Here is a 12,411-nt window from a genome sequence, read left to right as displayed (position 1 = left end):
ATCTTGAGATGAACGAGTATTTGTTAGGAATAGATATAGGAAGTGGCGGTTGCAAGATTAGTATTCTTGATTCAGAAGGAAACTTTGTTGCCTCCGGAACAAGCGAGGTAACGACCTTTCATGAGCACCCAACGTGGTCAGAACAAAATCCTGCCGACTGGTACAAAAGCCTAAAGATAGCCTTTAATAAGGCAATTGCGAGTAGTGGAGTAGACCCAAAAGATATTAAAGGAATCGGTGTTGACGCCCCAACGCACAATGCTGTCATTCTTGATGAAAATGAGAATGTTCTACGAAACACAATTATGTGGAACGATTCAAGAAGTTTCGAAGAGTCAAAGTGGCTGATGGACAACCACGGGGAGGAAATTATGGCAATCAGCCTCAATCCGCCTTCGCCCACCTGGACGCTGCCTCAGCTTTTATGGCTTCGTGACCATGAGCCGGAAGTGCATAGTAAAATAAAACATGTAATTTATGCAAAAGATTACATTCGTTATACCCTGACTGGCACTATTGAAACGGATATTATCGACGCTGGCGGAAGCATGTTTCTTGATGCAAAAGATGGTACCTGGTCTCCGCGTCTTTGTGAACTCGCATCTCTTTCAGTGGATGTAATGCCACCGATAAAACAACCCCATGAAATTGCGGGTACTGTGACCCAAAAGGCCGCTGATGATCTGGGTTTAAGTGCCGGCACCCCTGTTATTGTTGGTACTTCAGATACTGCTATTGAATGCTACGCTGCAGGAGCAGTTGCGACTGGTCAGTGCGTTGTGAAAATGGCTACTGCCGCTACTATCAATTTACCTACGCTTGCACCTTGTCCGTCACCTAGAACAGCAACTTACAATTATGTCGTACCTGACATGTGGTACGCAATAACAGGTACTAATTCTGCAGCCCTCAGTATGCGTTGGTTTCGAGACCTGCTTTATGAAGATATAGAAGATAAAGATGGCGCTTATCAAGCAATAGACAGAAAGGCCAGAAAAATCGCCCCTGGTGCTGATGGCCTCATTTTCCATCCTTATCTCCTGGGTGAACGCGCGCCATACTGGGATCCGAACCTGCGAGCAAGTTTTGTTGGGGCAAGCATCTTTCACGAGGTTGGTCACTTTGCTCGTGCGGTAATGGAGGGGGTGACATTTTCCGTGAGAGATATGCTCACCATGTTTGACACTATGGGCCTTGCCTACGAAGACATCAGATTTGTGGGAGGAGCAGCCAGAAGTTCCACCTGGTGTCAGATTCTCGCTGATACAACCAATAAACCGGTCTACAAACTTGAAAATGGTGACTCTTCCTATGGCTCAGCAATGCTTGCAGGGGTCGGAGTGGGCATTTTTGAAGATACTCTGGATGCAGTTGAGAAGTGCGTGCGAATCAAAGAAAAGTTCATCCCAAATCAGGAAAGTGTGAAAGGGTATGACACAATGTTTCGCTTCTATAAGGAAATACAAGAGAAGCTATCCGGCACCTATACGGATTTAGCTAAATATATTGAAAGTACAAGAAGCTAGATGGCTAGCAACACATAAACAAAATCATATCAGTAAGGAGTGTATACAATGAGTGTTAAATTAATTCCAATGTTGACATGGAAAGACGTAACTGTGGAAGATGCTTTTGAGGTATTTGAAGCAAGTAAGGCTGCTCCAACAAAATACTGGGGTTTCAAAAAAGATGGTATTACACCAAGTGATGCTTCAGCCCTCGTAAAGTTGATGAAGAAAGAGGGAAAAGAAGTTTTTTTTGAAGCTTTAGTTGATGATGAAAAGCTGTGTGTAGAAGCGGCGCAGTTCGCAGTTGAGCACGGTTTTGACTATCTGATGGGTGTCGAATACTTTGATTCTGTGACAGACGTGATCAAAGGGGCACCAATCAAGTTCATTCCATCTTGTGGACGAAAAGAAGGCATGCCTCGAAAGCTCTACGGAACCATCGATGAGATTGTTGATGGTGGAAAGAGAATTGTAGAAAAAGGCGCGGACGGTATCATTCTTTCTCCTTACCGCTATCAGGATGGCAGCCCAGAAGAACTGACTGAATGCTTTGTAAAAGCAATTGATCTACCAATATTTATTGCAGGTAGTGTCAACAGTTATGAAAGACTTGATGCAATGAAGCAGATAAAGCCATGGGGCTTCACTATTGGTTCTGCATTTTTTGAGCATGATTTTGGCAAAGACAAGTCCTTTGGTGAGCAGATAGAGGTAGTAGATTCATATCTGAAAAAGTAACTCCCCCAGGAGCGCTCCCCTTTTTCTGTTGCGGTTTATTTAAAGCGACTAAGTAAAAGGCAAATAGCACAGAAGAAATAGCACAAACTTTCAGGTTCGTAATAATTTCTCGTAAAAAAATACAGTCTATTTTTACAGCTGAGTTGCGCTTAATTGAGAGATAAGGGGAGAGCTGATGAACTTGGTCAGTAGGAGTATAGAACTGGAACAGTCGGAAAACATAGTAGCTGTTTTCTGGCTGTTCCAGTGCCGTTTGCTGATGGCTAGGTAAGATTTTCTTATAAATAAGTTGAAGCAGGGAAGACAGCTATGAAAACGCTACAACAAGTTGATCTACACACAGCACTAACAAAAAGATGCACCTCTAGGTCATATAATAAGGTTACAGTTGAACAAGAGGTTTTGCTAGAAGTGCTTTGGGCCGGAGTTGGCAAAAACCGGGAAGCAGGAGGCCGTACTGCTCCAATGCCAATGCGTGATGTTATCATTCGTGTTTATGTCGCCTCAAAGGATGGAGTAGAGCTTTATGATGGAGATACAGGTCATCTGACAAGTGTTTCTCCAGATGACGTAAGAAGCCAGATTGCTCGACAGGAGTTTGTGCCTGATGCATCGCATGTCCTTATCATTACCGGTTTATTTAAAAACTATAAAGATAAAGTCAATGATCAGAAGCGCAATGACTGGACATGGGCAACAGCGGGGACCGTATGTCAAAACATTGCACTGGGAGCTGCGGCTCATGGTCTTGGAACTGTGCTCATTGTTTCAATACACGAAGAAGAAATCAGCAAGTTGCTCCCTCTCCAAGACGGTGAACGACCTATCATTGTGATGCCTCTGGGTGAGTAAAATCATAAACAGATGTGACTTTAAGCAGGTAACTATATGGAGGTTGCAATGACAAAGAGTTTGGAAAACAGTGTGGCGCTGGTTACTGGTGCTTCTGGAGGGATTGGTCAGGAAATATCGAGACAGTTGGCGGCTAAGGGTGCGAAGATAGCGATTCATTACAACAGTAATAAGTCTGCAGCACAATCTTTAAAGGATGAAGACGTATTTCTTAAAAATGGGGCCGCAATATTTTCGGCTGATTTAACAAAAGAACAAGACGTAGCCTCAATGTGGAGTGAGGTTGAGTCGCAGCTGGGTGTTGTTAAAACTCTTATCTGCAATGCCGGCTACCTTCAAGAGCAAGCAACACCGATTCAGGATATGAGTCTTGAGCAATGGCAAAAAACCCAAGATGCTAATGTGCTCCCTTATTTCTTCTGTATGCGAGAGTTCTTTCGATCTCTAAAAAGAAAACCGTTAGAAAACCCAAGTGCAGTGTTGGTCACTTCGATGTCTGGAGTCTGGGGGCAGCCTTATCATTGTGATTATGGAGCAGCTAAAGCCGCTGCCAACTACGGTTTACTTCCCAGCCTTAAAGATGAAATTGTTAAAATTTCGCCACAAGGACGGGTAAATGCCGTTGCGCCAGGTTTTATCATGACTGGGATGGTTGAAAACACAATGAAAGATACAGAAAGGATGAAAAAAGTATTGCAAACTGCGTCGTTAAGAAAGTTTGGTGAGCCAACTGATGTTGCCTCAGCCGTTACTTTTCTCGCCTGTCCTGAGTTATCTGGTCATATGACTGGTGAAATTATGAGACTTTCTGGTGGCAAGGAAGGCCGAATATTATTTGATAGCGACGAAATTACTTTATAATCAGATTAAAAGTGGAGAAGTTTCATGAGAATGAAAGATAAGGTGACAGTAATTATTGGCGGTGCATCAGGTCTTGGTGCTGAAATGGCTGTCTACTTTGCTGAACACGGCAGTGCAATAGTCGTAGCAGACATCAATGGGGAAAGCATCAACACGGTAGTAGAAAAGATAATTGCTGCAGGTGGGAAAGCGATAGGTGTTGTTGCCGATGTCACTAAAGCCGAAGATATGAAGCGGCTATACGAAAAATGTGAAGAAGAGTATGGGCGATTAGATGCACTTTTTAATGGAGCTGGTATTGCCCCACTTGGGAACGTAGTTGAAATAGAGGAAGAGGCTTGGGATAGAACCATTGAAATAAACCTCAAAGGTACTTTTCTTTCCTGCAAATATGCAATTCCACTCATGATAAGAACTGGCGGTGGTGCTATTTTAAATGCGGGTTCTGTGACTACATTTTCTGGTGATTCGTTAAGTTGTGCTTATCCTGCCTCTAAGTCTGCCCTACTTACTTTCACAAAAAATATTGCGCTGACCTTTGCTCAGGAAGGTATCAGGGCAAACCTGATTTGTCCTGGCCACACTCTGACTCCAATGGTGAGAGATCTGTATGACAAGGATGAAGCTCTGAAGGCAAAACTTATAGCAAAATATCCTATGGGACGATTAGCTCAACCCAGAGAAATTGCTCAGGCAGCACTTTTTATGCTTTCTGATGAAGCTTCTTTTGTAACCGGTACTGAATTGGTTGCTGATGGAGGATTCTTAGCTAAATAAAGATCGGTTTGATCGGGGGCAAGGGTGTTGTATAGATCCTTGCCCTTTTTTTGTTTGTAGCTTAAAAAGCCTTTTAAAGATAGATAATATACTATATTGATGGAGCCCATTAACTAAAATATTCCCATTATCTACGTAGCTAGAATTTCTCTGGTGAACAATATGAAAATCCGCCCGTATCTTTATTTGCTCACCACAATGCTGTTTTGGTCTGGTACATTTATTTCTGGGAAAGTCGTCTCTAATTCAATAGACCCTATTATCAGTGCCTTGCTCCGGTTCACATTTGCCACCTTGATATTGCTGGTACCCCTGTTTCTCCAAAGGAAAAAGGTACCAACGCTCAGTACAAAAGATCTCTTTTTGTTGGTAATACTAGCCATTACCGGTCCTGTAGGTTTTAACCTTTTCTTTTTTAAAGGCCTGCAATACATCGAAGCAGGACGAGCTTCTCTCATCGTTGCGTTTAACCCTATGATGATCATGATTGCTGCAGCACTTTTTCTCCACGAAAAACTCAAGCGGCCCCAATACTTAGGCATTATACTGGCACTTCTTGGTACACTCTTTGTTCTTACCAGTGGTGATTGGCACCGGCTATTTTCTGGTGGGGTGGGTAAGGGTGAACTTGCAATTTTGGGAGCTATCTCAAGTTGGACGGTATATTCACTTGTTGGTAAAAAGGTGATGGAAAAGTTCACTCCTTTGCATACTGTTCTCTATTCTTCTCTTATTGGCTCATTTCTACTTTTTACACTTGTTATGATATATGGCTTAGGGAACACCTTTACTGAAATATCTGTGACAAACTGGCTGCATTTAATTTTCATCGGTTCATTTGGAACGGCTGCAGGAGTGACACTCTACTATTCTGCAATAAAAGAAATTGGTGCTGCTCGCGCTGGCGTATTTATTAATCTTGTCCCATTTTTTGCCGTACTTTTGTCCTGGGTCATTTTAAGGGAGCCAATTACGCTGCCGGTCATAGTCGGAGGGATACTCTTGACTAGTGGCGTTTTCATGGCAGGAAAGTCTTCCTAGTCAATGCAAATAAGTTCTGTCATGTATTTGTTTTGACTGGTAAATTACTCAAACGATAAGTATTCACCTTAATGTTGCCATGGGTAATCATAATATCTTTATACCCATATTACCGAAATGAGATAAGTAGTAATAATCAACGAACGGTGTGTTAGGAATAGCATTGATAAGACCCAAACCAAGCTGGCCTAAAAATACTAGTATAAAACTGGGCAGGCTTACATGGTGTAGTTTTTTTCTTTAACGGTTTGCGTTGGTATATTTATAGCGTGTTTTGCTGGTCGATCTCTGATTCTTCAGCCAATTTAAGTGCCAGGTCTGCGGTGACCAAATCCTGAACAGCTATGCCTACGGATTTAAAAACTGTAACATCATCCTGGCTCGCCCTACCATTAACTTGGTTGGTTACAATTTCGCCTAATGCACCATGGATGTCATCTACTTTGTACAGCCCCTGTTCTATTGGCTGGGTCAGGTCTCCTGCTTCAGCAAGACAACCCTGTTTCTGATCAACGACAACTTTAGCTCGTCTTATCGTTTCAAAAGGTGTCTCCGCCATGTCTTTTCTGTATTACCTAACTCCTTTTATATAGGGTCCTTTCTTAATGTTTGCGTCATTAAAAACAGGTTTTGGAGAGGAAGTGGATGTACATATGATATCCGCTTCAGATAGAACCTCAGGGGATGAGGCAACAACTACTTCAAATCCAAGTTTTTCTCTAATTTTTGAAGCAAAAGCTGCAGCGCGATCCCGTTGCAGGTCAAAAACATATGCTTTCTGAATGTTTCTGGCACAGGATATACCTTCAAGCTGCGTTTCGCCCTGGGCATCTGCTCCTATAATTGCAGCGACTTTAGAATCTTCTCTTGAAAAGAGCTTTGTCGCCAGTCCCGAAACTGCTCCCGTGCGCATTGCCGTAATAACCTCTCATTATCAAAGCGACTGGTGCACCAGTGGAAGAATCAAAAAGCGTGACCATAGCATGAATAAAGGGCAACCCCTTGGAAGGGTTATCCCTGTTTATCATTACTGTCTTTAGTGCCACCCGGGAAATGTCCGAAGAGTATACCTGCATATTATCGCTCTAACTAACTAAAATGTTATTTCTGGTATTTTTAGTTAGTTGTAGGATTGGGTTCAGCCTCGGCTGAGCTGGACGCTAACAACATAACTAATCGCGCAACATAATCCATGACTATCTCAATATGCTGGAGCATCGTATACATTTATGTTGTTACTGTTGCACTTCGAAAGGTAGTCACGTGGAGTGTTGTTAGGAAAATGCATCATGGTATTGGGGATGTCGCAAAGGATTACTTCACCACATTGGTCCATTTTTACAACACTCGATAGCTTCAGTAAGGGTGGGGAACATTCCCCAGCAAGTGGACCTGTCCCATGCACCACCATCCAAACACCTGGCATCATACCTTATTCCTGAAGGCCAGTGCTTGTACCAGTCCTCCCGAAATTCCTCATTGCTAAAAAAGGCTGTTGTCTCAATGAACGGTCGATTCCACAGCACCTCGATCTGCCAATCAGGTCGTTCCTCATTTGGAGTAGAATTGAAATATTCTGGCAGGGGAGGATTGATAGGAATTGCCTCTTCAAGGAATGCTTTTCTAGTTTGCGCTTCAATCATCTTATTTCTCTATTAAAAATGGCCCATCATTTTTTACGTCATCATCCACCTTCACAGCTTTCAACTCCTCAGGTATGTAGTAACGAAAACCAATTTTCTTGCTCAGTTCTCTGGTTAAATCAGAAAAATCTATGGTAATATCCCTTGCTTTTTCCATCATTTGGGCACCGTCTTCATGGGAAATTCCACCGGGCTCGCCGAGTTTGCCTTTAAAGCTTGCATAGGCTTGGTCAAACTGGCGAAGTACATTGAACATTATTGATCCAAGCGGCGAATTAACCTTTATGACCCTGGCTCCTCTCTCCCTTGCCATGTTGATCTTCCGTTCCAGTATTTCTTCACGGGTTGGTCTTGTGCGTTTGTTTCCGCTTTTCCCATTTCCGGCTACCTGTTTCTGTTCTGTCATTTCCATCTCCTGCAAGTGTTGATTATTGTATTTTTTGCATATTTTTATTTGCTCTATACAGCCTCCATTTATCCAGAGCATAGGAGGCGATATACGGTGAGATAGCTGCAAAGCACATCCCCACAGCTGTCTCGGTGGCCAGGGGAACCAACTCAGGGAGAATTTCCAAATAGCCTTGGTATATTTTCTCTGGTTGGCTGAATTTCTGTGCAACAGCCCAGACATACTCTGGAGTGCTCAGCTTGTAGACTATCTGATAGATCACATAGATCAGGAACCCTTTCAGCAGCAGCACCATGCCCCTGCCAATGAACAGTGAGTTGATGGCCCGCCGGGTTATGTTGCCTATGTAATACCTTCCGATATAGACACATAGTACAGTGTTGATAATCAGGGGTAGGTAGGGGACAAGCGTCACCATGCCTTTGGCGAATGGATCCGAGGTTTCGAGAACGAAGGGCAGTAGGTAAAAAGAGAAAACAGGGAACAGAAGGACGATAAACAGCCCCTCGTTAAATCCGCTTCTCATCCCGATTTTGAAAAGGTCGAGTGAGCCTTCCAGGGTCAGGAATTCAGAGGGGATATTCTGCCCCTGGCTCTCTATGACGTAGAACTGCTGGATTTCTGAAATAGCGCTGATAATATTGCGTGGCCTGTAACCGCCGCTGCTACCGAGAGGAATAATCGTAGTGTTTGTACTGTAATCGTCTTTTCCTGGCATGGGTTCCCTCAGTTCTTATACACATCAACGGATACAAAGTTTTTGAGAATGCCCTTTTTACTATTTTCCAGTTCAGCTATTGAGCCAAAGGCTTCAGCTTTAAAGGGTGCGAAATATCCCTTCATCGTTTTGCCACTCTTCATTTTAATGGTGAAATAGCCGCCAAAATACTGATCTTTGATAAGGTTTCTTGCGATCATGTTGTGGCCGCTCCGAAATTGTTCCACCACACTGAAGAGGACTTTCTGCATGGACTTGTCTTTGTCTGCCATGGTGGCGATGTCCATTGCACCGGCTTTCTCGGCCAGTTTTCTGCTTACTTCTTCGATGACTCGGATCTGGAAATAGACATAACCGCCTGGCATGGAGAAGGCCATGAACCTCCTGCCTTCAAGTCGGTTGATATAAGGTTTCAGTTCATCCAGAAATGCTCCTGCCTCAAACCAGTTTGAGATATTTATCTGGTTAATCGCCCCGGAAGAATTGTTGTTTTTTGAACCAGCTTTTTCATCACCGCCATAAATATCAGCATCAGCCTGTCTTGCCAGACTGTTTTCTGGTGCTGGCAGGGGAACCGATTTATGTGCAGTATCTTCACCATATTCTTCCTGTTGTTTCTGCAGATTAACAGCTTCTTCAAGTTCTAATTGCCTGGCTTTTTGATCCGCTTTTTTGAGGGTTTTACCAATCAACCCTTCAGGTCTCATATGGTGATGCTTGATTGCTTTTGAAATTTCTTCTTTGCGAGAGAGTTGCCCAAACAATTTAATTTCAGCGAGTAGTCGCCCTGCTGCTAGAGGATGCTCTCCCAGACTGTATAGGTGGGTTCTGTTGGTAGGTAATTTGCCGATATCATGTCCAAGTGCGGCAATCATGGTATCGGGAATGACGTGATGTGCTTCAGCAGCAATCAGCAGATCAATAGTTTGCTCGGCAACATGCAGGCTGTGGTCAAGAAGCGATGTCCTGCCCAGCATGTTGTAGGTATTTGTATCCCAGGAGGCTTCAACATCATTGGATGGATTGACAACAGACGGGCAGGGATCTTCTGACTCAAGCATTCGCAAGAGCTGGTAGCATATTTCTGTATGGGCTTCTGCTTGGTTGAACCATGGTTGATCTGAAATGTTTTCCTGAAACCACTCCCTTGTATTGGAATATTTAAAAAGATACTCAGAGCGCTCTTCTTCGGTAATTGTGCTTTTCCGCCATAAGGGTGCAATGTTCTTGATATGAATCTGGCCGGTTTGTTTGCTTTCTGCCCAGATGCCGGCAAGTTTGCTCAGTGGGATTTCCTGTTGATCATGTTCTGCCTGTTGTTTCCTGCCGAAAATCACAATGCTCAGGATATAGAAGAGCAGGGAACCAATGGCCGCAATGAGGAGTTCATTGAAACTGATCATGACTGGAGAGCCTCCTGTACATCCGGGAAAACAACTTTAATAGAGGCTTCCGATACATCTCTGGTTACTCCCCGGTACACACCGGAATAGGTGGTGAGGAAAAATTGCCGGGGAGCCAGGTTTAACAGTTCGGTGTGTTTGATCCGGGTTTCTTCTGTTTCACGAATAGAGAGTCCACCACCAAGAGAGATGATTGGGCTATAGGTACGCTTTTCACCAAGATGGGTTGAGACATATTTTGCTGTTTTTGTGTCTGGTACCCGCATGAACAGTTTGGTGTTACAGTTATCAAGGATGGTGTTGGCCCGATCCTGGCCAATCTCTGAATAGAGCTGACTGATGGATTGGCAGTATCCATGGATATAGATCCCAGCACCACCGGCCTTTGCAAAAAGATCCTCGATACCATGGTAGAGAACCGACTGAGCCTCATCGATATGCAGTGCCAAGGGTGGAGTAACCCGCTTATCGCTGGAATACCTGCGGCCGACGAAGGCCTGCAGCATGGAGATAAGGACTTTCCCAGCAGAGTAGGCAGCACGTTTAGTCAGAAGTGAGCCGAGTTGAACAACTAGGATGACAGGTTTATCAGCCTCCAGTCGCTCAATGAATCGATCCTCTTCGGCATGACCGATAATTTTGCCGATATTTCCAGAGGTCAGCTCGGTGAGGGCTACACGAAGGGAACTACCCACCTTGGAATTGAACTCCGCCGGGGTAACCAGAATTTTTGCCAGATCTCTTGAAATCTGTTCAGCCTCCGGATCGTCGATATAGTCGAGCTTTTCCTTGAGTTCAGCCAGATCGTCATGACCGATGTTGTTTTTGATATCGCTGAGATTAAACGATGGCTTCTGTCCTGTTGCCCGGGCGAGCATGATGAGTGACTGCACAACCAGCAGGCTCACCTCATAGGCCACACTGTAATAGTATGGCTCTCTGCCGATTGTTACTCCTGCAGTGATGTGCGCAACCAGCTCCTCAACCATGTAATATGAGGATAGAGGATCGAGGGTTGCGCTGTACTGTGGGAAGATCGGGTTTATCAGCATGAGATCCTCCTGCCGGCCATTTTCGAAGGCGACCTGGACAATTTTAGAAAACAGATCAGCATCGCCTTTAGGATCAATGGCCACCACCGAATAACCTTTGCGGATATCCTGCTCGATGATGTTTTCCATAGCTCTGGTTTTGCCAACCCTGGTGGTCCCAAAACACCAGAAGTGGGCTTTTCGGTAACTATCCGGATACCTGATCTGCATAATTGTTTCGGGAGCTTCAAGGTTGATTCCGCTTCCCAGCTCAACCGCATACTCGTTAATCTTTTTGCGTGTGAATATCATGGGCTCTGCGACTTCCTCTCCCGAATCACGTTCACCTGGATATGCTCACCCAGCTCGTCTGCGGCTTCCAATATCACTTTTTTAGGGAGATACCGACTGGACTGGATAAAGCTCTTATGGCCTACATAGCGTTTGGTACAACGGAGCTTGATCTCATGAAGCTTCGGGCTCAACTGGTGCTTGATGAGCTTGACCACAAGAGTTTTTGATACCCGGTCGACCGTGACTTGTGTTCGAGGGATATCACCAAACATTACTGATTCAATCCTTCGGATATGAAAATATTTCCTGTCGCCTTTCAGCAGTTGCTTCTGTTCATGTTTACCGAGATATTGCAGAGGGCAGGTCGCATAAAGTGAAACACCGAATTCCATATCCAGCTCGATCCCCAATCTCTTCTCATTTCGTGAGATAATCTCTCCCCATACTATGTCTTTTTCTTTACGCTTATATCTGTAGACCTCGTCCATGCAGGCTGCTGTACTGAGATTTTTCTCCAGTATCCGTTTGATGGTGTTCCAGCCGCGCATGGTTGCGAGGTCAATCGGCATTTGGATTAGACCTGCAGCATCATCGTGATAGCCGAGAGATAAAAGCTGGTCGTCTGTGAAAACAACCACCACGTTTTTCCGGTGCCAGCGTGATAGCATGGAAGAGAAAGTTCGTTCAATTTCAGCTATCACCTGTCCCTTGGTCAGGCCGTATTTACCTACGAACGCATCGATGATCTGGTGGAATGTCGCTCCCATAATTTTCGCTCCGAAAAATTCCCCTCCTATATACTCTTTTCCAGGGGCGGAACATTTTCTTTGATTTTTCCCCCAAAAAGAGATATTTTTGTAGTATTATTCCACTTGATTCTTTCAAGTAATCCCGCAAAGTCGGGAACTAGCTGGGCTCCAGACAAAATGTTTAATCATATAATTGAACCTCTTTTGTTTTGTGGATGACCCTTGGAACCTTTTTGTTTTCAAAGCCGCACGGCATGTCTGGTCAGTAAAGTTTAATCGCGGATGCGAACTTCCCTGCTGTAAACCCAGGCAACTACCCCTGCAGAATTGAACTAAAAATTCTGCCCCCTTTTTTTTCCTTAGAAAATAGTCCAGGAGAATTGCGTC

The 12,411-nt window shown here is 44.2% G+C and carries 12 protein-coding genes and 1 pseudogene; 6 read left to right on the top strand and 7 right to left on the bottom strand.

Annotated elements, in window-relative coordinates:
* Positions 1–8 precede the first annotated feature (8 nt).
* From xylB to ACX6CI_RS08855, 6 genes are all read left to right on the top strand, one after another.
* Complete coding sequence (xylB, locus tag ACX6CI_RS08880; protein ID WP_458777799.1) at positions 9–1,526, top strand: xylulokinase; 1,518 nt, start codon at positions 9–11, stop codon at positions 1,524–1,526.
* Between the two features lie 48 nt (positions 1,527–1,574).
* Positions 1,575–2,246, top strand: coding sequence for a hypothetical protein (locus tag ACX6CI_RS08875; RefSeq protein WP_458777798.1), 672 nt, complete (start codon positions 1,575–1,577; stop codon positions 2,244–2,246).
* Between the two features lie 309 nt (positions 2,247–2,555).
* Positions 2,556–3,098, top strand: coding sequence for a nitroreductase family protein (locus ACX6CI_RS08870; RefSeq protein WP_458777797.1), 543 nt, complete (start codon positions 2,556–2,558; stop codon positions 3,096–3,098).
* A 48-nt stretch (positions 3,099–3,146) separates the two neighbouring features.
* The gene (locus ACX6CI_RS08865) at positions 3,147–3,959 is read left to right on the top strand and encodes an SDR family NAD(P)-dependent oxidoreductase (RefSeq protein WP_458777796.1); all 813 of its coding nucleotides are present in this window, start codon (positions 3,147–3,149) and stop codon (positions 3,957–3,959) included.
* Positions 3,960–3,983: 24 nt separating this feature from the next.
* On the top strand, positions 3,984–4,736 hold the full coding sequence (locus tag ACX6CI_RS08860; protein ID WP_458777795.1) for an SDR family NAD(P)-dependent oxidoreductase: 753 nt from the start codon (positions 3,984–3,986) through the stop codon (positions 4,734–4,736).
* Between the two features lie 162 nt (positions 4,737–4,898).
* Positions 4,899–5,777: a DMT family transporter gene (locus tag ACX6CI_RS08855; RefSeq protein WP_458777794.1), complete on the top strand. Its 879-nt coding sequence runs from the start codon at positions 4,899–4,901 to the stop codon at positions 5,775–5,777.
* A 262-nt stretch (positions 5,778–6,039) separates the two neighbouring features.
* On the opposite strand, the pseudogene ACX6CI_RS08850 reads toward ACX6CI_RS08855, so the two are convergent.
* The 7 genes and pseudogenes from ACX6CI_RS08850 to ACX6CI_RS08820 form a co-directional block, all read right to left on the bottom strand.
* Positions 6,040–6,690, bottom strand: a pseudogene (locus ACX6CI_RS08850) (ornithine cyclodeaminase family protein).
* A gap of 406 nt (positions 6,691–7,096) precedes the next feature.
* Entirely contained in the window at positions 7,097–7,420 is a 324-nt protein-coding gene (locus ACX6CI_RS08845) for a hypothetical protein (protein WP_458777793.1), read from the bottom strand.
* 1 nt (position 7,421) lies between these two features.
* Positions 7,422–7,826 (bottom strand): recombinase, encoded by a 405-nt coding sequence (locus ACX6CI_RS08840; RefSeq protein WP_458777792.1) that lies wholly within the window; start codon positions 7,824–7,826, stop codon positions 7,422–7,424.
* A 22-nt stretch (positions 7,827–7,848) separates the two neighbouring features.
* Complete coding sequence (locus ACX6CI_RS08835) at positions 7,849–8,547, bottom strand: hypothetical protein (RefSeq protein ID WP_458777791.1); 699 nt, start codon at positions 8,545–8,547, stop codon at positions 7,849–7,851.
* A gap of 8 nt (positions 8,548–8,555) precedes the next feature.
* Positions 8,556–9,950: an HD domain-containing protein gene (locus tag ACX6CI_RS08830; protein ID WP_458777790.1), complete on the bottom strand. Its 1,395-nt coding sequence runs from the start codon at positions 9,948–9,950 to the stop codon at positions 8,556–8,558.
* Positions 9,947–11,293: a type IV secretory system conjugative DNA transfer family protein gene (locus tag ACX6CI_RS08825; protein WP_458777789.1), complete on the bottom strand. Its 1,347-nt coding sequence runs from the start codon at positions 11,291–11,293 to the stop codon at positions 9,947–9,949. Before ACX6CI_RS08825 ends, ACX6CI_RS08830 begins: the two co-directional genes overlap by 4 nt.
* Positions 11,290–12,042: a hypothetical protein gene (locus ACX6CI_RS08820; protein ID WP_458777788.1), complete on the bottom strand. Its 753-nt coding sequence runs from the start codon at positions 12,040–12,042 to the stop codon at positions 11,290–11,292. The genes ACX6CI_RS08825 and ACX6CI_RS08820 overlap by 4 nt, the downstream gene beginning before the upstream one ends.
* Between the last annotated feature and the right edge of the window lie 369 nt (positions 12,043–12,411).

Source organism: Desulforhopalus glucosivorans, assembly GCF_054397165.1.
The sequence above is the reverse complement of the archived record's forward strand: the minus strand, read 5'-3'. Positions and strand labels throughout refer to the sequence as shown.